Genomic DNA, 25108 nt, shown 5'->3' on the forward strand with positions numbered 1-25108 from the left:
GCTTATTTCGTACGAACCATGACCGACTGGACGGCGCGGTCGTGCCAGCCGCGGCCGTTTTCGTCGGTGATGACGGCTGGTACGAACAGTTGCAGCAGGGCCGCTCGTACGGCTGCCCGCCACAGCCCCAGCGGGCCACCGTCGGGCAGCCGTACGCACGCGATACCCAGCACTCGCATGCCCGGCGTTTGAGCGAAAAACCCCACGAAGAACGTGTATTCCACGAAGAGGGCGACCGCCGACCACGTGCCTGGCGGTTGCGGGTGGCCGGTCACCAGGCTCACCACCGCGAGGGCGACCAGCACCGACAGCAGGCCGTCGACAACGAGGGCCGCGAGCCGACGCCCGAAGCCAGCCAACGCCCCTGGCCCCGATGCCGGCAGTCCGAGGAGCGCACCCCGGTGCTCGGCCGTATGATCACCGGTCATCTCGTTACTCGCCTGACTGCCCACAGCTGCCAGCGTAGCGAGCCGGTCACCAGGCGCCCGACCATGGTGATCGTCACGTCGGCCGTAACCTGCTCGAAACAATGGGGATACGGACGGGCAACGCCGCGTTCGTAGCTTGGACGCATCACCCGAACCGCGACGGAGGACGGATGTTTTCCAGCCAAGACGAGCTTCTGGCATACCTGAAGAAGGAGGACGTCAGGTTCGTCGACGTCCGCTTCTGCGACCTGCCCGGCGTGATGCAGCACTTCAACGTGCCGGTCGAGTCGTTCACCGAGGACACCCTCGCCGACGGGCTTGCCTTCGACGGCTCGTCGATCCGCGGATTCCAGCAGATCCACGAGTCCGACATGCTGCTGGTGCCGGACGAGACGACCGCGTTTCTCGACCCGTTCCGGGAGCAGAAGACCGTCGCGCTGAACTTCTTCATCGCCGACCCGTTCACCCGCGAGCCGTACAGCCGCGACCCGCGCACCATCGCCAAGAAAGCCGAGGAATACCTGGCCGCCTCCGGCGTCGCGGACACCGCGTACTTCGGCGCTGAGGCGGAGTTCTACATCTTCGACTCGGTGCGGTACGACCAGACCGCCAACAGCGCGTACCACTACATCGACTCGATCGAGGGTCAGTGGAACACCGGCGCTGAGGAGGGCGGCAAGAACCTCGGCTACAAGACCCGCTACAAGGGCGGCTACTTCCCGGTCCCGCCGGTCGACCACTACGCCGACCTACGCGACCAGATCACCACCCAGCTGATGGGTGTCGACCTGCTGGTCGAGCGTGCGCACCACGAGGTCGGTACGGCCGGCCAAGCGGAGATCAACTACCGGTTCTCCACGCTGCTGCACTCGGCGGACAACCTGCAGCTGTTCAAGTACATCGTGAAGAACACCGCCTGGGCGGCTGGCAAGACCGCGACGTTCATGCCCAAGCCGCTGTTCGGTGACAACGGCTCCGGCATGCACTGCCACCAGTCGCTGTGGAAAGAGGGCGTGCCGCTGTTCTACGACGAGACCGGCTACGCGGGTCTGTCGGACCTGGCCCGCTGGTATATCGGCGGCCTGCTCTCGCACGCGCCGTCGCTGCTCGCCTTCACCAACCCGACGGTGAACTCGTACCGGCGGCTGGTGCCAGGCTTCGAGGCACCGGTCAACCTGGTCTACTCGCAGCGCAACCGGTCGGCTTGTACGCGTATCCCGATCACCGGCAGCAACCCCAAGGCCAAGCGGCTGGAATTCCGGGTGCCGGACCCGTCCTCGAACCCGTATCTCGCTTTCTCCGCGATGATGATGGCGGGCCTGGACGGCATCAAGAACAAAATCGAGCCGCCAGCGCCGGTCGACAAGGACCTCTACGAGCTGCCCCCGGAGGAACTCGCCGGCATGGCCCAGGTGCCTGGCTCGCTGCCGGAGGTGCTGGACGCTCTGGAAGCCGACAACGAATACCTGCTCGCCGGCGACGTGTTCACCCCTGACGTGATCGAGACCTGGGTGGACTACAAGCGGGAAAACGAGATCGACCCGATCCGCCTCCGCCCGACCCCGCACGAGTTCGCCCTTTATTACGACGTTTAATCCGTACGATTCAGCGGCGGTCGAGGTTCACCCTCGGCCGCCGCTGTCGTACGCTCGCAACGTCGGCCAGACGAGGGAGACCGGTGGCTGTGACGGGTTTGCCCGTACCAACCCAACCGGCGAGGACGACTGCCCGCTGGAGAGCGCCGGAGTGTCGAGCGGCCTTGGCCAAGGAGTGGTATTCCGCTTGCTGGTCCACCAGAGCAACCTAGGCCGTACCTCTCCACCCTCGGCGGCGAGAGCCGAGCCCACGTGGAAGGAGCCCAAGGTTCGGCGGCCGTGCGGTCGACGCGATGGGGCACAATGGCGGCGGTTCCGTCCGCCCTATCTCGGGAGTTCTCAGTGCGAAAGCGTTTAGCGCTAATGGCCGCTGCCCTTGGTCTCATTACGGTCATTCCAGCGCCGGCCAGCGCCGCCACCGAGACGTACGGTGACTATTCGCTGATGTTCGGTCGTACGGCCGGACAGTACTGGGCCGGCGGCCAGGTCGGCGGGCAGTGGGCGTGGAACCCCCAGAGCGCCACCACCAGCGACATCTCCTGGGGCGACCCAGCGCAGTGGCCGCCGGCCTCCGCTGAGCATTTCCTGCGCAGCGGTGACTGGGTTGAGCTGGACTACTACTCCGGCGGCGCCGGCAAGCCGGTGACCGAAGTCCAGCGGGTCACCTCCGAGACGCTCGGCACCGCCAGCTGCACCGGCATGACCGTGGTGCCATCGGACGGCGGCCGCCAACACTATGCGAAGTGGACGATCCCGGCCGCCGGCTACTGCCTGGACGCGACCGGCACGATCACGTCGACAGTGAACGGGTCGGTCGTGCATTTCCGGCACCGGCAGGTGTGGGGCGCGCCGACCGGGTGCTCGAACGCCTACTTCTCCGGCCAGCGCTGCATTACGCAGCACGAGCAGTGGTGGGACGACAACGCGCACGCGTACGGGCTGCAGATCGACCGTACGCAGTACATCGCCAAGGGCAAGGGGATGGCGTTCGCGATCCGTACGACCGTGCCCGTCACCTGGAACGCCGACGGCCGCTACTTCTGGACCTGGAGCTGACCCTCACCCGCCGTTTCCTCCCCTCCGCTGCGTTGTCCGCATCGACGCGATCCGTGCGCTGGCCTGCATCCACCGACTCGCGCGAAGAGCGTGGTCCTTGGGTGGTCGGGTCTCCGGGAGCGAGGGCGAGATTTTCTTCGAGTGTGGGACTTTATCCCGCTCTCGGCGTCGAGTGCGGGTTAAAGTCCCGCACTCGACGTCGGGCCTATCGCTGGCGGGGGGGGGAGGGGTGGCGGCGGGGCGATGAAGCCCTCGGAGCGGCCCGCCAGCACGGTGCCCTCGGCGAGGGTGGCCGGGTCGGTGCCCAGGCGTACGAGCAGGACGCGGGCCACCACGCGTTTCTGGCCGTCCGCGAAGGCCGGCACGGCGACGCAGAGGTGGAACTCGCGGGCCTGCGCAGCCGCCCACCCGCCGGTGCGGTAGCCGGGCTCGCCGTCGCGTCGGACGAGCTCCTCGCGACCTGGCCTGCTTTGCCGCAAAAACCGGACTGTTGCGCCCGAAACCAGCTGCACCAACAGTGCTGTCTCGGGCTCCGCGGGCGCTGGCCCGGCGGCCGTTGACCGACACGAGGGCATGCACCTCGGTCGCTCCGGGCAGCACCATGATCTCCATCCGGAACCCCAGCCGTTCAGGCACAAACGCACCCTATCGGTAGTTGATCTTGGGAGCCTCACCCACCCAAACGGTCACAAACCCTGTTTTTCCATCCGAATCGAGGGCAGTACGTACGGGATGTACGCGAGGCCGAGCGGGTTTCCGGCCGCCAGCAGCGAAATACGGGCGCGGGTGACCGCCGCGCCGATCGGGTGGCCCTCAACGAGAAAAGCGTGCAGGCAGTCCTGCGCGAAAGCGGCCGCCATCGGCTCGAACACGGTGATCTCGGTGCCGATCACCCCGCTCGCCCACGCGTCCTGGACGAAGAAGCTGACGAACTCGATCGCCCGCTCCGGGCTCAGCTCGGTTGTCCTGCAACCGTTGAGAAAAACCAGCGGCCGGCTGAGCGACCAGCGGATCCGTCGCTGATAGAGGTTGTCGGGCGTGATCACCGGATCACCGTCGGCCGGCCCCCCGCAAGTACGGCACGTCGCCCTCGACTCCGCCGTGGCAGTAGAAATAAACGATCTGCGCCTGCTCGCCGAGCGCTTCCAGGGTGCCCAGGCGATCCCGGCCCATCCGGTAGTCCCGCCACCGCACGAGTCCACGCAAGGCCTCAACATGTCCTTGAGCAGAGGGAAAATCCTGATAGACACCGCCCGCCAACGCGACCCCGTCGCGGTACGGGAGCGTCATCGGCACCGCCGGCCCACCCCCGATGGACAACGGGATTCCCAGCGCGTGCCGGAACCCCCAGAAGCCGCCGGGGCAGACTAGCCGCGGATCCGGCTCGCTGGCCTGTTTGCACGTACCAGTCAGGCATGCGCTGCCGAAGAGTTCGCCTTTCTCAGCGGAAGCCACAAAATCGGCACACAGGCTGAGGTTCGCAGCGTTGCTGTCCAGCGGCAGGTCGTAAAGCATCGCGGCCGGCACCACATGCCCGGCCGATCGAGTCAGCGCGATCTGCACGAAACCCGGGCTGCGCAAACGCTTTTCCCGACCCGGTCCGCGACGTCGTACGGGGTCCGCGCCGACGCCGCGGCCGAGCGCCTGCAGCAGCAGGTGATGCAGCCGATAACCGTTCACAGCCAACAAGATCAGGTCGCTGGTGACCTGCTCCAACGACGGCGGCCGCTCGTACCGATAGTCCTGGCCGGGCTGCCACGGCTCCTCACTGCCCCCCCACGCCACCCTGCGCAGTGCGCTCCTGGCCAGCTGGATCTGGTTGCCGAGCTGACCTTCGCCCAGGGTCGCCTCCGCGCGAAGCAGGTCTCGCCCGTCGGTGGCCATCACCCGCAGCACGTGTGTGCCGCCTTCCTGGCCGATAGTGACGCTCGCTGCGTGTTCTGGTTGCCGTGGCTGGTAAATCGCGTCATCTGGATCCGCGAGCCGATAGTCCACAGTGGACGTGATCGCGTGCGGCGCCAGAATCGACGAGCTCGCCACCTCGGCCTGGATGAGCCTGGACTGCAACAACAACACCTGCCGCCAGTAAATATGGCACCACAGCCGGGCCGTGCCGGATTTCGCCGGCGTATCGACGGGGAAGAACAACCGCTCGGCGCCGACCTCACTGTCCACAGGGGACGGTTGGTACGACACGAAGGCCGTTCCGTTCGTACGCAACGTGAGCCGCCCGACGGCACGGTCCGGATCGATGCCAATTCCTTCTGGCACACAAAAAAAGCGCGACGGTGAGCACCGCACCGGTGGGCAACCCGGGCGGCAGCATCATGGGCGTACGCTCGATCGACTCGGCGACCAGCCGGCCAATGTCCAGCCAGAAGAGGTAACGGCCGCCAGTGGCCAGCGCATAGTCCGGGCTGAGCGGGGTGGCCGGCGACCGGGGCAGCGCGAAACCGGTGTTCACCACCGCCGGCGACAGTGGCACCGGACGTGGGCGAAGCAGCTCCCATTCCTGCGCCGGCTCAGATTCTTCGGCCGGCTCGGCGGGATGGGGGTAGGGCGCTGCGCTGATCTGCCGCCTCCGGTATTGCTCCCCCCCATCCAGGCCTGCGGATCGTGGGATCCCAGTGGCGGGCCAGGTTGCTGTCCTTGCTGGCTGGCTCCGAACGCGGGCGGCGAATAGGGAGGCGCTGAACTCACCCGGATTTCGGTACTGGCCAATATATTCGCACCGTCCGGGGCCGCCGGGTCCAGCAGCCAAACCTGCGCGCAGAGGCCCCCGCCAGGACCTGACCACGGCAGTCGCAGCACCAGGTAGAGATATCGCGTACCCGCGAGCCAACCGGTCAGCCGAACCCGTACCCCGTCCTGCTCCGGAGGCGCCAGCGCCAGCCCACCGGACTCCCGAAGATCGGTGATCTTGCTGCCGCCGACGCCGTGGATGACCAGGTCGGCATCGGTCACCCAGCGGCCGTTGTCGTTTGGCTCGGCCCGAATCGACAGCATGACGTGCATCGTGGTGTCGCCGTAGCGCGGGACAAGAGGCGCGATAGCACCGAAACTGAAGACAAGCGGTTCGGTCATCAGCGCCGCGGGCCCGATTCCGCGGTCTCGCCCATCGCGCCACCACCACCTGGACCGTCCGGGACCTTCTCGTCCGGCGCCGGTCCTTTGCGTCGCCCGTCGATGAAGTAGTCGACGCCGAAGTTCCGCGACGAGATCACCAGCACCGCGAGGATCCCCAGATAGCCGAAGAAGCCCAGGAACAGGCCAATGCCGTACGCGCCGAACAAGTCGGTCCCAGCCGGGAACAGCGCCAGCACCGCGCCGCCGCCGACCGCACCAACCAGGCCGGCGATGTCGGCGAACCGGACCGGCGAGGAGCGGTGCCGGTTGATGTAGTAGACAAACCAGCCGATCAGGAAGCCGAACGCGCCGGCACCGAGCATCTGGATCGCGGTCGCCTGCTGCATCCGACCATTATGCGATGTCCACCCCACCCCGGCACCCTTACGGTCCAGCCGACCACGGCACCTGTGCCGGGTGCGCGCAACTGCCCGTACATAAGAAATATGACTGTCACGCTCGTCGCCATTGTGAGGCAGACCACACGACAGCAACACCTGGCATTCTACGACAAAAATCGGACTGTTCGGACAAACTCCTCACGGTATGCAGGATGCCAAATACTTTTTGCGTGTCCAGACGGCGTCTTTTCTTCAATTCACAGGTGAAACATAGGAGCGAAAGAGCGACGGCAAGCACCTACACGGCGCGAGTGCCATGCTGGTTCACCCGCGCGGCCACAACGAAGTGGGCGTGGAAATGCGAGGGAGCTATCCCATGGATCTCCGGAGTTCGGGCACTCGACTGTCGCCGGTCCGGTTGCCCCTGCCACCCGGTGGCATCGAACTTCCGCGGCCAGCGGCCGACCTGATCACGATCGGCCCCCGCCGATGGTCTTCCGATCGACGTTCCGATCGACATTCCGATCGATACGGCCTGCGCCGTGGTGGCGCCGATTCCGACAGAAAATAGTCTGCTGAACCCGCCGTTTACGTCGTCCCCCAGCCACAAAACATGGGTGATGAAAGCAGCGGATTCTAGACCGGGAGCTGTGTCGACCGGCACAGTCTTGACGCAGCTCGAACGGCCCGCGGATCAATCTTAACGGGATCCATACACGGCTGGATCTGCCGCCGGTAGGTCGTGGCTCCTTATGCTCCGGACGTGCCGTCTCCCACCTCGTGGTTAAAGCGGCTGGTGGTCGGTCGGCCGTTCCGCAGCGACAAGTTGGGCGAGACTTTGCTGCCCAAGCGGGTCGCGCTGCCGATCTTCGCCAGCGACCCGCTGTCCTCGGTTGCCTATGCGACCCAGGAAATCCTGCTGATCCTCAGTCTCGCCGGGCTGACCTTCTTTCACCTGGCACCGTGGGTCGGCCTTGCCGTCATCGGCCTGCTGACCGTGGTGGTGATCTCGTACCGGCAGGTCGTCCGCGCCTATCCGACCGGCGGCGGCTCGTACGAGGTGGCCAGCCGCAACCTGGGCCGCTCGGCCGGGCTGGGGTCGCGGCGGCGCTGCTGGTCGACTACATCATGACGGTGGCGGTCTCGGTGGCCGCCGGCGTGGACAACATTATTTCGGCGATCCCGGAACTGAATCCGTATCGACTTGGCCTGAACCTCGGCTTTATCGTGGTGCTGACAGCCATGAATCTTCGGGGCGTCCGCGAGTCGGGCCGCGCGTTCGCGGTGCCGACGTACGCGTTCGTGGTCGGCGTGCTGGTCACCATTGTGATCGGCCTGGTCCGGACCGCGAGCGGGCACCCGCCGGTGGCCGAGAGCGCCGGCTACGGAATTCATCCGGAGTCGGTGAACCTGACTACCATCGCGGTGGTTTTCCTTGTCCTGAGGGCGTTTTCCTCAGGTTGTACGGCACTGACAGGGGTCGAGGCGATCTCCAACGGGGGGTGCCGGCTTTCCGCAAACCCAAGAGCCTGAACGCGGCCCGTACGATGACCGCGATGGGAGTGCTCTCCATCGCGATGTTCGCCGGGATCACCGTGTTGGCGCTGATCACCAAGGTCAGGATCGCGGAGAACTCGTGTGACCTGACCGGATTCGCGGCCTGCGCGACAACTCCGCAGCGAACGGTGATCGCACAGATCGCGGCTGCCGTTTTCGGCGGTGACCATAACGTCTTCTTCTATTACATCCAAGCGACCACCGCGCTGATCCTGATCCTCGCGGCGAACACCGCGTTCAACGGCTTTCCGTTGCTGGGCTCGATTCTTGCGCAGGACCGTTATATGCCTCGGCAGCTGCACACCCGTGGCGACCGGCTGACCTTCTCGAACGGCATCATCGCGCTGGCCGGCGTGGCGGGCGTCCTCATCGTGGTGTTCGACGGCTCGACGACCCGGTTGATCCAGCTCTACATTGTCGGCGTTTTCACGTCCTTCACACTCTGCCAGGCCGGCATGGTGCGGCACTGGAACAGGGGGCGCTGCCGCATGCGACGAGCACGGCCGAGCGGCTGCGGATCCACCGCTCTCGGTTCATCAACGCATTCGGTGCGTGCATCACTGGTGTGGTCCTGGTGGTCGTGATGGCTACGAAATTCATCAACGGCGCCTATCTCGTGGTGATCGCGATTCCGGTGCTTTACGTGATGATGCGCAGTATTCACCGACATTACAGCCGAGTCCGCGAGCAGCTCCGGCCGGACGCCACCAGCGACATCCTGCCCAGCCGCGTACACGCCGTCGTACCAGTGTCCACATTGCACAAGCCAACGCTACGGGCGATCGCTTTCGCGCGGGCCAGCAAACCGGACACGCTGACCGCGATCACCGTGAACGTGGACGACAAGGAAACGCAGGCTCTTCGTACGGAATGGGAAGAACACAACATTCCGGTGCCGCTGACCGTCGTCGAGTCACCGTACCGGGAGATCACCCGGCCACTGGTCGAGTACGTGAAGAACATCCGACGGGTCAGCACCCGGGATGTGGTTTGCGTCTATATCCCGGAATACGTCGTCGGGCACTGGTGGGAACACCTGCTGCACAACCAAAGCGCGCTGCGGCTGAAGGGCCGGCTGCTGTTCGAACCGGGCGTGATGGTGACCAGTGTGCCGTGGCAGCTGGAATCCAGCATCGGCCCGCACCGCCGCCGCCCGCAACACAGCCCCGGCGAGGTGCGCCGCGGCATCGCCGACCCACACCTGCCCTCTCCACCAGCCAACCCCTCCCCTGCCGACCACCACCGCGAACCCGCCGCCGTCGACTAACTCAACGCCGAAGGTGACGTTCTGGGGTCAATATGCCTCTTGGGTTCAACCTCACCCTCGCGAAGGTCACGACGTGACGTACACGAGGCTGAGTTCGTCACCGGCCACCAGTTCCACTGCCCTGTCGAAGGTCACGACTACCTGATCGCCATCGGTGCTGAGACGACCATCCACTACCCGCAGGTGGCTGCCGTGCCGGAGCAGGCTGACCTCCACGGAACGACAGGATTTTGGTAGTTCCGTGCTGAAAGACCGCAGCGTGAGGGTGCCGTAGCGAAGGTCGATGGAACTGACCTGTTGGTGGGTCCGCCGGGTCTGCCGGTAGCTTCCCCAGCCAGCGGCGACCGTGAATGCCGCGGCGAAGTTGTCTGGACTGATTTTCGGTGCGAAGCCGAGACGACCGGCCGGGCCGTGATAGCTGTAGCCGCACGCGGCGAGATAGACGCCGTGGCTCATCATCGCGCGCTGTAATGATCGGAGCACTCAATTTCGTTGTACGGGTTGCGTTTACTGGCCGAGTATCGGTCGTGGATGGCTCGGATCACGGCCAGCCCCTGGGTGATCATCCCCTCCCCGATCAGGTGCGCAGCAAGCTGGTATTCCTGCCCGGTCCAGACCTCGTCGAAATAGCCCACCAGCCCGGGAACGCCGGCACCTGGCGCGATGTCATTCCCACCGTACGGCCACGTGCACATGATCGTGCCGGGCTCGCCGTCCTCGTTGTAGATCCGGCGCGGGCCCTTGATTCCTTTGGTTCTCGCGTACGCCGCCGGGTCGGGCAGGAAGTTGTTCCGGTAGATATTGGCCAGGGCGGTGTCGGTCTTGGTTTTGTCGAAAACCCTCGGCAGCCCTAGCTGAAGGGCATAGTTCTGACCGAAAAGCTGGTCGATGAAACAGCCGCGGTTGGAGTTCGTCGCCGACAGGTGTGCCCGGTCGAGTTTCTGCTCGAAATAGCCGTACGTGCCATTCCACAGGCTGTCGTTCAGGTATCCGCTTCCCCTGTCGGCCAACGCCTGACAGGTAGCCGCGAAAGCGCTGTCGCCGACCTCGCCGGCCATCGCCACGGCGGCTCGCAACATCGCCACGTAAAGCCCGGTCAGCCATGGAATTTCGCCGTACCAGTCCTGATCGAGGGTGTTGTGCTGGCGCCCCTCCAGGACGCCATCGGCGCCATGACCGTCGGCCGCATCCTGATTGATGAGGAACTGGATCGCCAGCTTCGTCCTCGGCCAGACCCGGCGCAGAAAACTGTCGTCAACCGACATCAGGTGCTCGCGATAAATCCGCAGGATCGTGCCGGACTGTCCGTCCGCGGCCCACGTACGGTCGGCCTCCTGCCGAAAACCCATTTGGCCGGTGGCCGGATCGAATCCGGTGCCGAGGTCACCGATCTCCCGGGCCGAGCGCTCCAACTCGGGAAAAAGCCTCGCCACCGACTGCGCATAACCCCACACGTGCTGGCAGGTGCCGTCGCAGGAATAGATTCCCTCCTCGGCGTAAAACCGACCGTTGGCGAAGTACTGACAGGTCATCGTCGCGAGCGTGGACGCGGGGGCGAGAGTGCGTTCCAGGAACCAGTGCGGCAGTGTCGAATCGGCATACCAGGTTGTTTCCCACAGGCGAGTCGCGGCCAGTGCGGCGGCGCCAGCGCTGCCGGCGACCCGGGCGATCACCTTGCTGGCACTGGAAAAGTCGTTCTGGTAGTGCTTTCGTACGCTCGAATAGTCCTGCACCGCGGAGAAAAACGGCGACGGCTTGGGAAAGAACCACGACGGCGAACCGGACCGTACGAGTCTGACCCGGACGCAGGTGGACAGGCACACTGACGGCGGCCGTGATGGTGCCATCGCCCGGCGCGACTTCGGTAGGTCCAGCGATGCCGTCGAAAATGGCATCCAGCGAGTCGGCATTCGCGATGGAAGGCTTCACGGTCGCGTCGGATTCCAAGGCCGCCAGCGCGAAAGTGCCGTGATCAGGTAGATCTTCGTACGCGATCACCTCGGCCGGCTTGTCGGTGAACCAGATCCGGTCGCAGTTGACATGACCCCAGCCGCCAATCCGGCTGTCCACGATCTCGATAGTGGCCGTCTTTCCTTCGTACGCGCTGACGTCGTACCACTGAGTGAGCATCGGCTCAGCATTCGCGCCGGTGAAACTCGCGACCACCTGACCGCTGACAATCACGTTGAGGCAGGCTTCACCGATCCACGCGCCGCCGCCGACCGCGGCCGCGACGTACCGGCGGGAAACGATGAAGGGTGGGCTGGTGAGTTTGCCGGTCTCGTCGTCGGCTTTCTGAGTATCACCGGCCGGGCCCCGAAAGTTCTGCGACGTGACGAATCGGTCGCCGGTGATGTGCATGTCACCTGAGCCTTTCATGTACGCCGACATCTCGGCCCTGGTGAGCGGCCCAGGCCCGAACGCGGTCCCCTCTACCGTCCACGGCGCGTACGTGCCGCGTTCCCAGTCCTCGAACAGAATGTCCTCGCGCGGCGCTCCGAGTTGGCCGGGCGCGCCGGAAAACTCCACGCCGCGCGCTTCACCGGTCTGGAATGTCTTGCTGCGCAAGATGATCGGCTGGGTCCCACGGCTGTCCAGGTTGATCGGCGAGTCCGTCCACCCGGCGATGGTCGCGGTGATCGGGTGGTTTCCGGTGTTGCGCATGGTGTAGGACAGGCACACCGCGGGAAGGGTGGAGTCAGCCACCGAGGTCGGTACGAATGTCGAGCTGGCTTCCAGTGAGACCGCCAGTGAACCATGGTTCGGCGTACTCGACCCGCCCTACCGGATATCGCCCGACGAACGACACCTTCTCAAAACCCTTGCTGTCCAACGATTTCGTCCGAGCCGGGCCATCGCCGCCGACCCGTACGGCGAAGCCGTTTCGAAATGGCGAACTGACCTGCAGCGGGTCCACGTAATGCGGCCCGTTGCAAATCGCGCCGCCCTGCCGGAAATTCCGCGGGTTGTCCACATCCCAGAGCCACAACCGACCGTCACCAGACAGATAGACCTGCCCCGCACAGGCTCCGCCGACCGGCATTCCCACCGTTCCCAGCGCGGCGCCGGTGACCTCGGTGGGCATCCCGCGAGCGGTCAGCTCCGCCACGAACTCGGCGGACAGGTGCTTGTCCGCCGGCACCTCGACAAGGTTCTGCGAGCTGATGCCCATGGACGCGGCAGCCCGCTCGGGCAGCGACATCGCTCCGATCCCGATGGCCCCGGGGCTCAGGAAGACTCGCCGATTGACCCCCCCGCCGCCGCACAGCTTTCTCGCAGTGTCATCAGTCATCGGCGCTCCCACATAAGGCGACATAAAGGATGTGAAATCGATTTCCGATGAACGTAACGACGACCCAGACGACGGTCAAGGAGGTGGGCCGACAGTGGCCTCAGCCGGCGGCGGGTTCCTCGCTCGGAAACAGGATCGGAGTGAGCAGATACCGGGCGCGGTCGGGGGTGGCCGGGTTGGCCAGCCGCGGCAGGATCGCGGCCCGGAGTTCTTCAACCATGGCGACGAGTTCCTCGTGATTGAGCCAAATCCCGTGTTGTTGGTAGCCGACCGGATCGGCCGCCGGGTTGGCGTTCTGGCGGTCGAGGTACGCGTTGAACTCGGCGACCAACACGGCCACCACCGCCGCGAATGCACGCCGATGATCCTCGGGCGACAGTGCCGCGACCGCGTCGGCGTCGACGGACGCCCGGTCCTGGCGCAACCGATAGTGGCGCTCGACCGCACCGCGTACGCGCCGTTCCTCGACCACTTCCAGGATGCCGCCGGCCGCGAGCAGGTCGACGTGCCGGTAGACCATCGCCTTCGACACGTCCGGCAGCCGCTCGCTGAGCTGGGCGGTGGTGAGCGTACGACCGCCGCGCATGGCGTGCACGATCCGCAGCCGGGCCGGGTGCGCCAGCAGTTCCAAGGTGTCCACTACCCAACAATCTCACGCGGTGATACCGTTCGCAAAACGCGAGAAAGGTTGTCCCATGGTGGATAGAGAGCGGCGGCGGCGGTCGGTACGGCGGTCGTCGAGATGACCCGGAACGGGCGCTTCGCCGAGGTCGAGGAGCTGTTCGGGCCACGACTGCGAGCGGCTGCGTCCGCCGACACCCTGCGGATCGGTTGGGAAGGTGAACTCGCCCGAATCGGGCCGGTTTTGGCCGTCGGGGAGCCACTATCGGAGCCAGCCAAACCAGGGCTCGTACGCGTGAGCATCCCGGTGACCTGTGAGCGTGGCGGGCTGACGGTGGTCCTGGGTGTCGATGATGACGACGGCATGGTGCAAGGCATGCGGCTCGCGCCGCCGGCCGGGGGCGCTTGGGAGCCGCCGGGTTATGCCAACCCGAAGCGGTTCGCCGAGCACGAGGTCACCATCGGCGACGGCCCCTTCGCCGTGCCAGGCACCCTGACCGTGCCCCGCGGGCGCGGCAAGTTTCCTGGCGTGGTCATGCTCAGCGGCGGCGGAACCTTCGACCGAGACGAGACCAGTGGCGCGAACAAGCCGTTCAAGGACCTGGCTTGGGGGCTCGCCAGCCGCGGCGTGGCGGTGGCCCGGTTCGACAAGGTGACGCACGTCCACAGTGAGGTCGGGTCCGAGCCGGGTTTCACCATGGCGGATGAGTACGTGCCGCACGCGGTCGCCGCGGTCCGCTTGCTCCAGTCGCAGCCAACGGTCGATCCCGAACGGGTTTTCGTCCTCGGCCACAGCATGGGCGGCAGCGCCGCACCCCGGGTCGCGACCGCCGAGCCGTCGGTCGCCGGTCTGGTGACCCTCGCCGCCGATGCCCTGCCGCTCAGTCAGGCTGTCGTACGGGTCGCCCGCTATATCGCCGAGCTGACTCCAGGCCCCGAGATGCAAGCGGTGATCGACACCATCACCCGGCAGGCCGCACTCGTCGAGAGCCCTGACCTGTCCCCCGCGACTCCGGCCGCGGACCTGCCTTTTGGTTGGCCCGCCTCGTACTGGCTGGACCTGCGCGGATACGACCGGGTCGGGACCGCCGCCGCACTGGACAAACCACTGCTCATTCTGCAGGGCGGCCGCGACTACCAGGTGACCGTCGCCGATGATCTCGTACGCTGGCGAGCCGGACTCGCCGGCCGACCAAACGTCACGATCCGCGTCTATGACGCCGACGATCACCTGTTTTTCCCTGGGAAAGGCCCGTCAACACCGGCCAGTTACGAATCGCCGCAACACGTGGATCCGGTGGTCATCGCCGGCATCGCCCGCTGGCTGGCCGCCAGCTGACCCTTACGCGGGGGGTCGACGGGCTCGGATTCCAGTGCCAGCACTGCGAAAAAAACACACTCGTGTACGCGCCAGAGCGGTTCGCCGCGAGCCACCCTTTCCAGTGCCTCCAAGCCCAACGCGTACTCGCGGGCAGCCATCGACCGCTTGTGCCCGAGGCCGCGCGAACGCAGCTGCGGGAGGTGCTCGGTGTAGTCCGGGCCGTAAATGATGCGCAGGTATTCCCGGCCACGCACCTTCAGCCCTGGCTGCACCAAACCACGACTTCCGCGTACGAGATTGGCCGCTGGTTTGACGACCATGCCCTCCCCGCCGGCCGCGGTCAGCTCCTGCCACCACGCGATTCCAGCTTCCACCGCCTGCGGGTCCGTAGTGTCCACATAAGACCGTCGAGTTTTGGTGACCAGGTCAGGGTTCGCCGCGACCAGCCGGTCCGCCCACGCCAGGTGGTCGACGTGCGGGCGATCGTGGTAGGTCACGCCTTCGGTTGCCAGCAACTGGAAAGGCGCGATCCGGATGCCGTCCAAATCGCGGGTCGGCCAACAATAGCGCCTATACGCCTCGGTGAAGGCGATCGCGTTGGCGGCCCGCGTTTGGGTGCGGCTCAGCAACTCGTCGACTTCCAGGCCACGACCGGCAGCCTGGCCGAGCACGTCGGCCACCGCTGGCAGCGCCCTGCGCGCCGCCGCGCCCACTGCCGCGTACTGATTCCGCAGCAGCCCTTCGGCTTTCGCGCTCCACGGCAACAGTTTCGGTGTCCAGCAGCACCCAGGAAGTGTTCAGCTCCTCGAAAAGTCCGGCCGCGGTCACGGCTTCTCGCAACCGGTCGACGAACGGCGCCATCATCGGCGGCTCGAAGAACGGCCGCCCGGTCCGCGTCCCACACCGCGCCGGCGCTGCTTCGGTCATCCCGAACCGGCCTTCGGCCGTGGCGAGATCGCGGCACACCAAGGCAACCGCCCGCGAGCCCATGTGCTTTTCCTCGCAGACCACCGCATCCACGCCTTCGGTACGGTACGCGTCGAACGCCTGTCGCGGGTGTTCCAACAGGTCCGGCAGCGACGAGGTGGCCACCGGCGACATCGTCGGTGGGAGGTAGAGCAGCCAGCGCGGATCGACCGCGAACCGGCTCATCACCTCCAGCGCGGCGGCCGCGTGGCCTTCCCGCACGGTCACCCGGCCCTGCAGCCGGGTCTCGATGCCACCGTTTGTCAGGACATCCTTGATATCCAGCACACCCGGGTCCCGCCGGCCGGGCTCGGCCGGTGCGGCAGCCGGGTCCTTCGGGAACGGCCTGGCCGGCTCGTAGTGGACCTTGTCGGCCGGCACCGAGACGACTTCCTTTTCCGGGTAACGCAAAGCTGTCAACCGGCCGCCGAAAACGCAGCCGGTGTCCAGGCACATGGTGTTGTTGACCCACTCCGCGTTCGGCACCGGGGTGTGCCCGTACAACACCATGGCCCTGCCGCGGTAGTCGTTCGCCCACGGATACCGCACCGGCAGCCCGAACTCTCGTCCGTCTCGCCGGTGGTTTCCCCGTACAGGCAGAAAGAACGGACCCGGCCGGATGCCCGGCCCTGGTAGCGCTCGACAAGTCCGGCGTGCGAGACGACCAACCGGCCGTCGTCAAGGACATAGTGCGAGATCAGGCCGTCGGTGAACTTCTCCACCGCGGCACGGAAATCCTCGGGCTCGGCGGCCAACTGTTCGAGCGACTCGGCGAGCCCATGCGTCACTCGTACGTTCTTCCCGCGCAACGCGCGCACCAGCTTGGCCTCGTGGTTGCCGCTGACGCAGTACGCGTCGCCGGCCGCCACCATGCCCATCACCAGCCGCAACACGCCCGGGGTGTCCGGTCCGCGGTCGACGAGGTCACCGACGAAGACGGCGCGGCGGCCGGCCGGGTGGTGCGCGCCCACCGCGCGGCCGTCGTCGTACGCGAGCGTGTATCCGAGTTTTTCCAGCAACGACTCCAATTCGGCGCGGCAGCCGTGCACGTCACCGATGACATCGAAAGGACCGGTCTGGTCGCGAAGGTCGTTGAAGAGCTTCGTACGGACGATCTGAACGTCCGCGATCTCCTCCTCGCTGCGCAGCAGGTGGACATTGCGGAAACCTTCCTTGCCCAGGCCTCGCAGGCTGCGCCGCAACTGGTCTCGCTGCCGGCGCAGCACGTGCGGCCCGAACTGGCGGTCCGGCCGGGACGCGTTGCGATCCGCACAGAGCCGCTCGGGCAGGTCGAGCACGATCGCCACCGGCAGCACGTCGTGCTCGCGGGCCAGCGCGACCAGCTTCTTGCGTGCTTCGGGCTGCACATTCGTCGCGTCGACGACGGTCAGCCGTCCAGCGGCCAGCCGCTTGCCAGCGATGAAGTCCAGCACCGCGAACGCATCCGGGGTCGCCGCCTGGTCGTTTTCGTCGTCCGCCACCAATGCCCGACAAAAGTCGCTGGAAATCACTTCGGTGGGAAGAAAGTGAGCGCGCCCAAAGGTTGACTTGCCGGAACCGGTGACGCCGATCAGCACCACCAGGCTCAGCTCCGGAACGGTGAGTTCCTTGGTCATGCGGTCACCTCCACACGGGTGAAAACAGCCATTTGAGTGGGCGAACCAACCTCGGGATCGTCGGTTCCCACCGGTAGATAACGGACCTGGTAACCCCAGGTTCGGGCAGTTTCACCGGCCCAGGACTGGAATTCGCCGCGGCTCCACTCAAACCGGTGGTCGCGATGCCCGAACCGGCCGGCCGGCAGCGTCTCGTAACGCACGTTGTATTCCCCGTTCGGCGTGGTCACCAGCACGGTTTTCGGCTTCGCCTCACCGAAGACGGTTCGCTCCAACGCGGACAGCCGAGGCGGGTCGACATGCTCGATGACCTCCATCAAGACAGCAGCGTCCAGATTGGACAGTCGCTCGTCGCGGTAGTTCAACGAGGACTGGAAAAGCCGCAGGCGCGCCTTCTTGCGCTCCGGCATGGTCTCCAGGTGCAACCGGCGGGCCGCGATTTCCAGCGCGCTCGTACGGACACGTCCGTGGCCAGCACCTCGGTGAAGGCCGGCTCGGCCAGCAACTCCCCCACCAGCGCACCTTCACCGCAGCCCAGATCGGCGACCCGGCGGGCGCCACTGGAGCGCAGCGCCGCGAGCACCGCGCCATGGCGGTGCTGGACCAGCGGAATCGGTCGCTCGTCCTGCGTTTCGGTGACCGCGTTGTCCATTTTTCTTCGGGCTCGGTGTCGTCGACCTCGGCGAGCCGCGCCAGCGCCGATCGTACGAACCGGCCGCCGCGGTGCGCGAGATAGCGCCGGCTGATCAGCTCTTTGGCCGGGTGACTGGACAACCAGCCATCGCCGGCCCGGACCAGCTTGTCCACCTCGTCCGGGCTCACCCAGTAGTGCTTGGCGTCGTCCAGAACTGGCATCAGCACGTACAAATGGTTTAGCGCGTCGGCGAGCCGCATCGTGCCGGTCAAGGTCAAGGCGACATAGCGCGAGGATCCCCACTCCGGAATCGTCGTTTCGTCCAACGGGACCTCGGTCGCCTCGACCTGCCAGCCCAGCGGTTCGAACAGCCGGGCCGCGAGGTCCGCGCCGCCCTTGCAGGGCAGCGTCGGCACCTGGATCACCAACGGCATCGCCACGTCGACGAGCTCCGGGCGGTGGTCGCAGCGGCCGGCCATCGCCGTGCGAAAGACCTTGCCGAGCGCGACCGCGAGCATGCTGGACGCCGCGTACGGCCGATCATTGACATACTGCCCCAGCGCGAAACCCTCGTCTTTTCGACCGCGACCACGAACCAGCGCGATCGGGTCGATTTCCAGCATCAGCGCCGCGGTGCACTGATGCTCAGACGCCGCCGGGTAGAAGACATGCGCGTGCCCGGCGGTGACGTCGAAGGTCTGCACCCGGTCGGGATGCTTGTGCAGCAGGAACCCGAGATCGGTGGCCGGCTGGTGAGTGGTGGCGATGGTCAGTAGCACGATCGCCGATCATTCCCGATCCGGCGCTCAAAAGCGCGCCAATTTCACTCATGGCGCCCGAGATCAGCTGTAGTAGCCGGCGATCACCGCACGCACTGCCTCCTCCAGCGACGACGGCCCTTCCGAGGGCACCGCCGGAAAACCGCCACCGGGTTTCAGCTCGGCCAGCTGCGCGTTGGACAGCGCGAAAACGACTCGCCCGACACCGGAGCGGGCGAGCGCGCCGGCGCACATGCCGCAGGGCTCGCAGCTGGTGTAGAGGGTCGTCCCGGCCGCGGTCTCGGCATCCAGCTCGCGAGCCGCCCAGCGGGCCAGCTTGAGCTCGGGATGCGCGCTGATGTCGTTGTCGGTCAGTACGGTGTTGCGGTCCTCGGCGAGCACGTCACCGTTGGGTCCCACCAAAAGCGATCCGAACGGCGCGTCGCCGGTGGCCCGAGCCTTGGCGGCCTGGTCCACCGCGCGGCGAAGGAAGTTTTTTCCTCTTCTGGCTTCATTTCTTCTCCCAGTTCCAGCGGGCCGCCACGGTGGCGATCGCCTGCCAAGCTTGTTGTGGATGACGGGTTTCCTCGGGATCGTCGCCAACCGGATCCAGAATGACCGTGTCCGCGCCGAGAATCCGCAAGCGGTCCAGGTCTTCCATGACCTGATCAATGGTCCCTTCACCGACCAGCCGGCCGGCGACGGTGACAGGTTTTTCGGTCAACCGCAAGACAATCCGCGGCGCCAGCGCCGGCACCGGGCGTTTTTGCTCGTACGCAAGAGATCTCAATCTGGGAAGCCGCTCGTCCAGCCAGCCTGCCGAGAATCGCAACGGATGCCAGGCGTCGCCGAGCGCGGACGGCCCGGCGCATCGCGGCATCACTGCCACCGCCCACCCAGATCGGAATCTGGCCACCGCGATAGTCGTCTTTGTTGTCCCAGGCCGCTTTCATGGCAGCCAGATGTGCGTCGGTCAGTGCCCCACGCCGTTCGTACGACACGCCCAGCGCCGCGAACTCCTGTTTCGCCCACCCGACGCCAACGCCCAACACCAGCCGTCCACCGCTCAACTGGTTCAGGTTGGCGACCATTCGCGCCATCTGCAGCGGATGCCTGTACGGGACAATGAGAACCGAGGTCCCGAGCCGTACCCGCTGGGTCACGCCAGCCAGCCAGGAAAGGGCGGTGAAGGGCTCGTAGAAAGGCGCCGGGTATTGCTCGGCGACATCAGGAGTCACCGCCAGATGGTCGGACAGCATCAGAAGGTCAAAACCGAGACCCTCGACCGTCCGCGCCCAGTCACGCAGCACGCCAGGATCGGTTCCGGGGCCGAAGTTCGGCACGTTCACGCCCATTCGCACAGGTCAAGGCTATCCAAGGTGGATCGCCGACCGAAAGAGACTTCTCCCGGCGTACAACTTCATCGGCCGTGGATCTCCCGGTATTCTGAGGCGATGACCGAGAGTCTTGATGCGACCGACTGGAACATCCTCGCCGAGGTGCAGCGGGACGGCCGCATCCCACTGACCGAGCTGGGCCGCCGGGTGAACCTCAGCGCCTCGGCGACCACCGAGCGACTGAAGCGGCTGGAGGCAACCGGAGTGATCACCGGCTATCGCGCCGAGATCGATCTCGAGAAGGCCGGTTTTCCCGTTCTTGCCGTCGTACGCCTCAAATATCCCGGCAGCCACCACGAGCCGCTGCACCAGCTGCTCAAGGAACGGCTGGAAATCCTGGAATGCCTGCGTACCACCGGGGATGACTGCTATGCGCTGAAAGTGGCCGCGACCTCCATGCCGCATCTGGAGCAGATCGTCAACGAACTCGCCTCCTTCGGCAGCACCACGACGAACGTCGTCTACAGCCAGACGCTGCCCTACCGAGGTCCGCAAAACAGCGTCTGATCAGTCGCCAGCGGGCAGGACGGCCTGGGTTTGGGTGGTCTGGGCGACCAGCCGACCCTGGTCGTCGGTCAGGTTCGTCTGGGCGACGATGGTGCTGCGGCCGACATGCAGCGGTACGCAGGTCGCGGTCACCTCACCGGCGCGTACGGCTCGGAAGAAAGTTCGTCTTCGACTCGATCGTCGCGGTGCCGGCTCCGGGCGGCAGATTGACTGCGGCACACAGCGCACCGATCGTGTCAGCGAATGCCATAAGTGCACCGCCGTGGACGATGCCGCCGGTCGTACACACCTGCTCCGACCAGCTCATCCGGCCCACGACCCGGGCCGCCGTCGCCTCGTCGAGCTGGATGCCCAGCCCAGCGGCGAACGGGATCAGCGCGATTATTTCGTTTGCGTCCATAAGGTCACCTTTTACCGGATCTTCGGGAGGACGCGCTCGGCGAGTACGTCGAGCTGCTCACGGGCTGCGAGCGACCCGATCCGCAGGATCAGATGCTGGGCGCCGGCCTCCACGTACCGGCCGAGCCAGTCCACACACGCCTCCGCGGAGCCGCCTTTGTACGCCTGGATCGTGCTCATAACGTCCAGCGGCTGGCGATAGTAAGACTGCGCATAGCTGTCGAGAGTCCGCTGGGCGCGATTCTCGTCCGCGTCGACGACCAGCGTCGCGTAGAGACCCGCGGCGATGGTCCGATCCGTCCGGCCGACGATCTGTTCCCAAGCGCGCGCGCGTAAGCGTCGACGTCTGGCAGGTAGGGCAGCCACCCGTCGTAGTGATCGGCGACCCGGGCGATCACCCGCGGACTGTCGCCACTGGCCAGCCACAGCGCCGGCCCACCCGGTTGGACCGGCGGCAACGGGCCCTCGGTCTGCCACGTACGACGGAGAATGTCGACCGCGTCGTCCAGCCGCGTGGCCCTTTTGGCGAACGGGATGTCGACAGCGGCGAACTCGCTCTCACTGGTCGGCCCCGGCGCACCGGACCCGAGCCCGAGAACGAGCCGGCCGGCGGACAGCTGGTCGAGGGACGCGGCTTGGTACGCCAGCAGTCGTGGATGGCGAAGCGGGGCTATAAGTGCAGCGGTCCCGAGCCGTACGCGAGACGTCACGGCGGCGACCGCGGAAAGCAGGGAAAGAGGTTCGACGCGCGTACGAGCAAGCGAGTCGCCGGCCCACACCGAGTCGAAGCCGGCCTGCTCGGCCGCCTGGGCGAAACTTATGAGTGCGGCCGCGTCGTGGTGACCCGTCATCGCGGTCTCGCGGCTGGGAAGCATGATGCCAATGTGCATGAATACATCGTCAGTGGCGGGCCGGGACGGTGTCGATTACCTCGGAGGTAATGGGCTTGCACACGGGCTCCGCCGTAGAGTGCCGAACGTGGTAGCACCTCGGCAGGAACTGCGCATCGGCCCGCTGCTTCGCGACTGGCGCCAGCGTCGCCGGCTCAGCCAGCTGGAGCTGGCGTTGGCCGCGAACTCCTCGGCCCGGCACGTCAGCTTCATCGAAACCGGCCGGGCCCAGCCCAGCCGTGAGATGGTGCTGCGCCTCGCCGAGCACCTCGAGGTGCCCGTACGAGCGCGCAACACGCTGCTGGTCGCGGCCGGCCACGCGCCCGCCTACACGGAAACTCCGTTGAACGCTCCGCAGATGCAGGACGTACGCGCCGCCATCGACACCATCCTGGCCGGCCACGAGCCGTACCCGGCGCTGGTGATAGACGACGCCTGGAACCTGGTGGCCAGCAACACCGGCATGACCGCGCTGCTGGACGGCATCTCCCCCGAGCTGCTGGCGCCGCCTATCAACGTCATGCGGCTCGCGCTGCACCCGGACGGCGCTTCTTCGCGGATCTCCAATCTCGCGCAATGGCGCGAACACCTGCTCGCTCGGCTTTATCGGCAGATCACCGCCGGCGGCAGCGCGGAACTGCAGGAGCTCTACGACGAGGTGGTCGCTTACGGCTCCCCCGTCACGCATCCGGAACAGCCGACCGCCGCCGATTTGGTGATCCCGCTGCGGATCCGGCTGGGCGAGGTTGAGCTGTCTTTCTTCAGCACTATCGCCACTTTCGGTACGCCAATGGACATCACCCTCACCGAACTCGCCATCGAGTCGTTTTTTTTTTCCCCGCCGACGAAACGACCAGACGCGCCTTCTCCGGCGCGCCAGCCGCCAGCTCAGATAACCACCATCGGCCGACAGCCGAACTGCTGGAAGGACCAGCCGAGGGTATGCGTCAGATTTGTAGGTACCTGGGCCCGGTGGGGGGTCGGGGTGTTGACTGTCGGACTTTGTCCCGCTCTGGGTGTCGAGTGTGGGACTTTGTTCCGCTCTCGAGCATCCAGCTGTGACTGCCGTGACTTTTTTTTCGCCTGTACGCCCGCGTCCTTGGTCGCCCCCAGCTGCTGGGTCAGTTGGACGACGACCTGCTGCCGCAGCCCAGCAATCTCGTCACGCACTGTCCGAGTGGCCGTAGAAGTCAGCGGGTTTCGGTGTGGTACGGGCGAAATCCACGTCGCTGGTAGTTCTGGAGCGCGTGCGGATGATCCAACGTGGAGGTGTGCAGCCACACCCGGTTGGCTGGCCCGTCCCCGGTCGGATCGAAACGCCAGGCCTGCTCGATCGCCAGTGTCAGCGCGTATCCACCGATCCCCCGGCCGACAAACTCCGGCACCAAGCCAAAACTGGCGATCTCTACCGCTGGCCCCTGCTGGGCCTCCAATTCGGCCACGCCGACCGCGCGCGCGCCGTCGACCCGTACGCTCCACAGCCGCCGGCGCGGCTCGGCAAACCACGCTGTCCATTGCTCGTCCGTCCACATGAGACTCGGCCAGGCATGCGGTGCGGCGACTCGCGCCAGCAGCGGCCGGATAACGGGATCGCCTGGTGGTTCCAGCGAAAGCCCGACACCTTCAACGGCCGCCGAAGGCAGCAACTGGTCGCGTGCGGTCATTTCCACATACGTGACTACCTCTGTCAATCATCCACCTTCAGGGTCGCAAGCTTCGCCGAAATATCCCCGCCAGCATAGAGATCACTGCCCACCCCGACCGCGAAAGCCCCGCCGGCCAACCAATCCGGTACGTCCGCGACCGGGATCCCACCGGTCGGGATGATTTTGAGGCCGGGCAGGATCGCGCTCACCGACTTCAGATAGGCCAACCCGCCGACGTGTGCTGGGAACAGCTTGCCGATTCCGGCTGGTACGGTCACCGCCAGCTCAGCTGGCGTCATGCCGCCTTCGATGAACAGGATTCCGTGCTCTCGTGCGAAAGTGCGGACATCCTCGACGGGATACGGGCTGACCAGGAAATGTGCGCCGAGTGCGACGGCCAAGGCCGCGTCCGCCGCGGAGGTCACCGTTCCCATGCCGATCAGCGTGTCGCCGGCGTTGGCCACCACCTCGGGCAGCAGGTCGGCCCAGCCCGGAATCGTGGTGGTCAGCTCGATCGCGCCGAGGCCGGCGTCGAGGACGGCTTTGGCGTACGTACGAGCGGTTTGCCGGTCAGGAGCGCGCACCACCGGCAGCACCCTCGCCGCCCCGATCCGCTCGACGATCTCGGCACTCATCCACGCTTTCCTTCCGCCAACCGCTGGCAAAATATCGCCTCATCAGGCACAGACTGCCCGCATTAACTCGACAAAAACCATTAAAACCGGCTTTTCGCCCACCTTGTGCAGTCGATTATCGGTTTTGGTGGGCGGAACGTGGTTCCATTAACACGAACGCGAGCCTATGGACGCAGCCGGTGAGGTGTCAATGTGACCATCGAAAACGCGACCCCAACCGAACCCGCGGCGAGCGCTTCGGCGGACGGCGCCGCGCTCCGAGCGCTACGGATCCTGGAGGCGGTGGCGACCGGCGTCGGCCCGCACCGGCTCGGCCACATCGCCGCCGAGACCGGCGTCAGCAAACCGAGTGTGCACAGGATCCTCGCGCAGCTCGGCGAAGCCGGCTTCGTCAGCGCGGACGGCTTCGGCCGGTACGCGCCGGGACCGCGGTCGTACGCGCTGGCCGCCCGCCTTTCCGGTGCCCACGGCGTCGGCGCGGAGTCCATCCTGCGGCAGTTCCAGTCCGATGTGGACAACACCGTGCACGTGGGGCTGCGCAGCGGAAATCAGGCCGTTTACGTCAACAAGATCGAGGGCAACCAGCCATATCGGATGGCCTCGCACGTCGGCATGCAACTGCCGTTGCACAGCACCGCGATCGGGAAGGCGATCCTCGCGTACCTGCCGGCGAGCGAGCGTGCGCAGCTGCTGGCCGAGGTGGGGATGCCGGCCCGTACGCCCGCGACACTCACCGACCTGGACAAGTTGGAGGCCAACCTGGCCGAGGTCCGCGACCGCGGCTATGCCGTCGACGACGAGGAGAACGAGCCGACGATCCGGTGTGTCGCGGCGGCCCTGTTGGACCGGCAGGGCCGGCCCATCGGTGGGCTCAGCATCTCCACGGTGACTTTCCTGGTGACCTCGCAGGATCTGCTCGCCCTCACCCCGCGGCTCGCCGAGACCGCCGCCCTTCTCGCCCCTTGGTACGTCGCCGCCACGCCAGCCCACGATCGTGCCCGCAGGTAGCCTGAAAGCCGTCGCAAGTTTCCGCAAGAACTTCCGTCGATCTGTCGT

At 66.1% G+C, this 25108-nt stretch carries 28 protein-coding genes and 3 pseudogenes; 7 read left to right on the forward strand and 24 right to left on the reverse strand.

Going from position 1 to position 25108, the window contains the following annotated elements:
- Positions 1-2 precede the first annotated feature (2 nt).
- Entirely contained in the window at positions 3-428 is a 426-nt protein-coding gene (locus GNX96_RS10715; protein WP_163567962.1) for an RDD family protein, read from the reverse strand.
- Positions 429-598: 170 nt separating this feature from the next.
- Here GNX96_RS10715 and glnA point away from each other — a divergent pair, with 170 nt between their 5' ends.
- On the forward strand, positions 599-2023 hold the full coding sequence (gene glnA, locus GNX96_RS10720) for a type I glutamate--ammonia ligase (protein WP_163567963.1): 1425 nt from the start codon (positions 599-601) through the stop codon (positions 2021-2023).
- 342 nt (positions 2024-2365) lie between these two features.
- Positions 2366-3079 carry a hypothetical protein gene (locus GNX96_RS10725; RefSeq protein WP_163567964.1) on the forward strand — a complete coding sequence of 238 codons (714 nt, stop codon included), beginning with the start codon at positions 2366-2368 and terminating at the stop codon, positions 3077-3079.
- Between the two features lie 179 nt (positions 3080-3258).
- Here GNX96_RS10725 and GNX96_RS10730 read toward each other — a convergent pair whose 3' ends face one another.
- The 6 genes from GNX96_RS10730 to GNX96_RS10755 all read right to left on the reverse strand — a co-directional run bounded on the left by GNX96_RS10730 (position 3259) and on the right by GNX96_RS10755 (position 6552).
- Positions 3259-3591: a hypothetical protein gene (locus GNX96_RS10730; protein WP_163567965.1), complete on the reverse strand. Its 333-nt coding sequence runs from the start codon at positions 3589-3591 to the stop codon at positions 3259-3261.
- Between the two features lie 174 nt (positions 3592-3765).
- The gene (locus GNX96_RS10735; RefSeq protein ID WP_163567966.1) at positions 3766-4125 is read right to left on the reverse strand and encodes a hypothetical protein; all 360 of its coding nucleotides are present in this window, start codon (positions 4123-4125) and stop codon (positions 3766-3768) included.
- 4 nt (positions 4126-4129) lie between these two features.
- Positions 4130-5275, reverse strand: a complete 1146-nt coding sequence (locus GNX96_RS10740; protein WP_279579967.1) for a hypothetical protein — start codon at positions 5273-5275, stop codon at positions 4130-4132.
- Complete coding sequence (locus GNX96_RS10745) at positions 5244-5543, reverse strand: hypothetical protein (RefSeq protein ID WP_163567968.1); 300 nt, start codon at positions 5541-5543, stop codon at positions 5244-5246. The genes GNX96_RS10740 and GNX96_RS10745 overlap by 32 nt, the downstream gene beginning before the upstream one ends.
- Entirely contained in the window at positions 5540-6163 is a 624-nt protein-coding gene (locus tag GNX96_RS10750; protein ID WP_163567969.1) for a hypothetical protein, read from the reverse strand. The genes GNX96_RS10745 and GNX96_RS10750 overlap by 4 nt, the downstream gene beginning before the upstream one ends.
- Positions 6163-6552: a hypothetical protein gene (locus GNX96_RS10755; protein WP_163567970.1), complete on the reverse strand. Its 390-nt coding sequence runs from the start codon at positions 6550-6552 to the stop codon at positions 6163-6165. Before GNX96_RS10755 ends, GNX96_RS10750 begins: the two co-directional genes overlap by 1 nt.
- A 757-nt stretch (positions 6553-7309) precedes the next feature.
- Here GNX96_RS10755 and GNX96_RS10760 point away from each other — a divergent pair.
- Positions 7310-9370: pseudogene (locus GNX96_RS10760) on the forward strand (APC family permease).
- Between the two features lie 66 nt (positions 9371-9436).
- Here the strand turns inward: GNX96_RS10760 and GNX96_RS10765 are convergent.
- The 5 genes from GNX96_RS10765 to GNX96_RS10785 all read right to left on the reverse strand — a co-directional run bounded on the left by GNX96_RS10765 (position 9437) and on the right by GNX96_RS10785 (position 13302).
- Positions 9437-9853, reverse strand: coding sequence for a hypothetical protein (locus tag GNX96_RS10765; protein ID WP_163567971.1), 417 nt, complete (start codon positions 9851-9853; stop codon positions 9437-9439).
- Positions 9826-10803, reverse strand: coding sequence for a GH116 family glycosyl hydrolase (locus tag GNX96_RS10770; RefSeq protein WP_163567972.1), 978 nt, complete (start codon positions 10801-10803; stop codon positions 9826-9828). The genes GNX96_RS10765 and GNX96_RS10770 overlap by 28 nt, the downstream gene beginning before the upstream one ends.
- On the reverse strand, positions 10754-12076 hold the full coding sequence (locus GNX96_RS10775) for a hypothetical protein (RefSeq protein ID WP_163567973.1): 1323 nt from the start codon (positions 12074-12076) through the stop codon (positions 10754-10756). The genes GNX96_RS10770 and GNX96_RS10775 overlap by 50 nt, the downstream gene beginning before the upstream one ends.
- Positions 12069-12572 (reverse strand): hypothetical protein, encoded by a 504-nt coding sequence (locus tag GNX96_RS10780; protein WP_279579968.1) that lies wholly within the window; start codon positions 12570-12572, stop codon positions 12069-12071. Before GNX96_RS10780 ends, GNX96_RS10775 begins: the two co-directional genes overlap by 8 nt.
- 190 nt (positions 12573-12762) lie before the next feature.
- On the reverse strand, positions 12763-13302 hold the full coding sequence (locus GNX96_RS10785) for a helix-turn-helix domain-containing protein (protein ID WP_163567975.1): 540 nt from the start codon (positions 13300-13302) through the stop codon (positions 12763-12765).
- 102 nt (positions 13303-13404) lie between these two features.
- On the opposite strand from GNX96_RS10785, the gene GNX96_RS10790 reads away from it, so the two are divergent.
- Positions 13405-14622 carry an alpha/beta hydrolase gene (locus tag GNX96_RS10790; RefSeq protein WP_163567976.1) on the forward strand — a complete coding sequence of 406 codons (1218 nt, stop codon included), beginning with the start codon at positions 13405-13407 and terminating at the stop codon, positions 14620-14622.
- An 11-nt stretch (positions 14623-14633) separates the two neighbouring features.
- Here the strand turns inward: GNX96_RS10790 and GNX96_RS10795 are convergent.
- The 6 genes and pseudogenes from GNX96_RS10795 to GNX96_RS10810 all read right to left on the reverse strand — a co-directional run.
- Positions 14634-17186: pseudogene (locus GNX96_RS10795) on the reverse strand (polynucleotide kinase-phosphatase); the annotation flags it as partial.
- Positions 17183-17503, reverse strand: a complete 321-nt coding sequence (locus tag GNX96_RS60990) for a hypothetical protein (protein WP_313885626.1) — start codon at positions 17501-17503, stop codon at positions 17183-17185. The pseudogene GNX96_RS10795 and the gene GNX96_RS60990, both read right to left, overlap by 4 nt.
- A complete protein-coding gene (locus GNX96_RS10800; protein ID WP_313885627.1) occupies positions 17439-18599 on the reverse strand; it encodes a 3' terminal RNA ribose 2'-O-methyltransferase Hen1 in 1161 nt (386 codons plus the stop codon). Before GNX96_RS10800 ends, GNX96_RS60990 begins: the two co-directional genes overlap by 65 nt.
- Before the next feature lie 63 nt (positions 18600-18662).
- The gene (locus tag GNX96_RS10805) at positions 18663-19154 is read right to left on the reverse strand and encodes a nucleoside deaminase (RefSeq protein ID WP_163568049.1); all 492 of its coding nucleotides are present in this window, start codon (positions 19152-19154) and stop codon (positions 18663-18665) included.
- A complete protein-coding gene (locus GNX96_RS50665) occupies positions 19090-19239 on the reverse strand; it encodes a hypothetical protein (RefSeq protein ID WP_279580015.1) in 150 nt (49 codons plus the stop codon). Before GNX96_RS50665 ends, GNX96_RS10805 begins: the two co-directional genes overlap by 65 nt.
- A 19-nt stretch (positions 19240-19258) precedes the next feature.
- Positions 19259-19921, reverse strand: a complete 663-nt coding sequence (locus tag GNX96_RS10810) for an LLM class flavin-dependent oxidoreductase (RefSeq protein WP_279579969.1) — start codon at positions 19919-19921, stop codon at positions 19259-19261.
- Positions 19922-20032: 111 nt separating this feature from the next.
- Between GNX96_RS10810 and GNX96_RS10815 the strand changes: the two genes are divergently transcribed.
- Complete coding sequence (locus GNX96_RS10815) at positions 20033-20482, forward strand: Lrp/AsnC family transcriptional regulator (protein ID WP_163567977.1); 450 nt, start codon at positions 20033-20035, stop codon at positions 20480-20482.
- Here the strand turns inward: GNX96_RS10815 and GNX96_RS50670 are convergent, their stop codons facing one another.
- The 4 genes from GNX96_RS50670 to GNX96_RS10825 are packed head-to-tail and all read right to left on the reverse strand — an operon-like array spanning position 20483 to position 21771.
- Positions 20483-20614, reverse strand: coding sequence for a hypothetical protein (locus GNX96_RS50670; RefSeq protein ID WP_279579970.1), 132 nt, complete (start codon positions 20612-20614; stop codon positions 20483-20485). It lies immediately after the preceding gene.
- A 1-nt stretch (position 20615) separates the two neighbouring features.
- A complete protein-coding gene (locus GNX96_RS10820; RefSeq protein ID WP_279579971.1) occupies positions 20616-20882 on the reverse strand; it encodes a PaaI family thioesterase in 267 nt (88 codons plus the stop codon).
- A gap of 11 nt (positions 20883-20893) precedes the next feature.
- A complete protein-coding gene (locus tag GNX96_RS50675) occupies positions 20894-21061 on the reverse strand; it encodes a hypothetical protein (protein WP_279579972.1) in 168 nt (55 codons plus the stop codon).
- Positions 21058-21771, reverse strand: coding sequence for an LLM class flavin-dependent oxidoreductase (locus tag GNX96_RS10825; protein ID WP_279579973.1), 714 nt, complete (start codon positions 21769-21771; stop codon positions 21058-21060). The genes GNX96_RS50675 and GNX96_RS10825 overlap by 4 nt, the downstream gene beginning before the upstream one ends.
- Between GNX96_RS10825 and GNX96_RS63090 the strand changes: the two are divergent.
- A pseudogene (locus GNX96_RS63090) lies at positions 21770-22543 on the forward strand (helix-turn-helix domain-containing protein); the annotation flags it as partial. The gene GNX96_RS10825 and the pseudogene GNX96_RS63090 sit on opposite strands and share 2 nt — an antisense overlap.
- Positions 22544-22961: 418 nt before the next feature.
- Here the strand turns inward: GNX96_RS63090 and GNX96_RS63095 are convergent.
- The gene (locus tag GNX96_RS63095; RefSeq protein WP_390623972.1) at positions 22962-23435 is read right to left on the reverse strand and encodes a GNAT family N-acetyltransferase; all 474 of its coding nucleotides are present in this window, start codon (positions 23433-23435) and stop codon (positions 22962-22964) included.
- Between the two features lie 23 nt (positions 23436-23458).
- Entirely contained in the window at positions 23459-24052 is a 594-nt protein-coding gene (locus GNX96_RS10840) for a bifunctional 4-hydroxy-2-oxoglutarate aldolase/2-dehydro-3-deoxy-phosphogluconate aldolase (protein ID WP_163567978.1), read from the reverse strand.
- Positions 24053-24244: 192 nt separating this feature from the next.
- On the opposite strand from GNX96_RS10840, the gene GNX96_RS10845 reads away from it, so the two are divergent.
- Complete coding sequence (locus tag GNX96_RS10845) at positions 24245-25060, forward strand: IclR family transcriptional regulator (protein WP_163567979.1); 816 nt, start codon at positions 24245-24247, stop codon at positions 25058-25060.
- Positions 25061-25108 lie beyond the last annotated feature (48 nt).

The sequence above is a fragment of the Fodinicola feengrottensis genome, from assembly GCF_010993775.1.
Classification (GTDB): Bacteria; Actinomycetota; Actinomycetes; order Mycobacteriales; family HKI-0501; genus Fodinicola; species Fodinicola feengrottensis.

Bases quoted from the DNA above. Each gene is read 5' to 3' on its own strand.
- glnA (WP_163567963.1), top strand. From the start codon at position 599: ATGTTTTCCAGCCAAGACGAGCTTCTGGCATACCTGAAGAAGGAGGAC.
- GNX96_RS60990 (WP_313885626.1), bottom strand. From the start codon at position 17,503: ATGGAGGTCATCGAGCATGTCGACCCGCCTCGGCTGTCCGCGTTGGAG.
- GNX96_RS50675 (WP_279579972.1), bottom strand. From the start codon at position 21,061: ATGAGCACGATCCAGGCGTACAAAGGCGGCTCCGCGGAGGCGTGTGTG.
- GNX96_RS10750 (WP_163567969.1), bottom strand. From the start codon at position 6,163: ATGACCGAACCGCTTGTCTTCAGTTTCGGTGCTATCGCGCCTCTTGTC.
- GNX96_RS10840 (WP_163567978.1), bottom strand. From the start codon at position 24,052: ATGAGTGCCGAGATCGTCGAGCGGATCGGGGCGGCGAGGGTGCTGCCG.
- GNX96_RS10715 (WP_163567962.1), bottom strand. From the start codon at position 428: ATGACCGGTGATCATACGGCCGAGCACCGGGGTGCGCTCCTCGGACTG.
- GNX96_RS50665 (WP_279580015.1), bottom strand. From the start codon at position 19,239: ATGGAAGACCTGGACCGCTTGCGGATTCTCGGCGCGGACACGGTCATT.
- GNX96_RS10780 (WP_279579968.1), bottom strand. From the start codon at position 12,572: ATGTCGCTGCCCGAGCGGGCTGCCGCGTCCATGGGCATCAGCTCGCAG.
- GNX96_RS10755 (WP_163567970.1), bottom strand. From the start codon at position 6,552: ATGCAGCAGGCGACCGCGATCCAGATGCTCGGTGCCGGCGCGTTCGGC.
- GNX96_RS10790 (WP_163567976.1), top strand. From the start codon at position 13,405: ATGACCCGGAACGGGCGCTTCGCCGAGGTCGAGGAGCTGTTCGGGCCA.
- GNX96_RS10825 (WP_279579973.1), bottom strand. From the start codon at position 21,771: ATGCACATTGGCATCATGCTTCCCAGCCGCGAGACCGCGATGACGGGT.
- GNX96_RS10820 (WP_279579971.1), bottom strand. From the start codon at position 20,882: ATGGACGCAAACGAAATAATCGCGCTGATCCCGTTCGCCGCTGGGCTG.
- GNX96_RS63095 (WP_390623972.1), bottom strand. From the start codon at position 23,435: ATGACCGCACGCGACCAGTTGCTGCCTTCGGCGGCCGTTGAAGGTGTC.
- GNX96_RS10815 (WP_163567977.1), top strand. From the start codon at position 20,033: ATGACCGAGAGTCTTGATGCGACCGACTGGAACATCCTCGCCGAGGTG.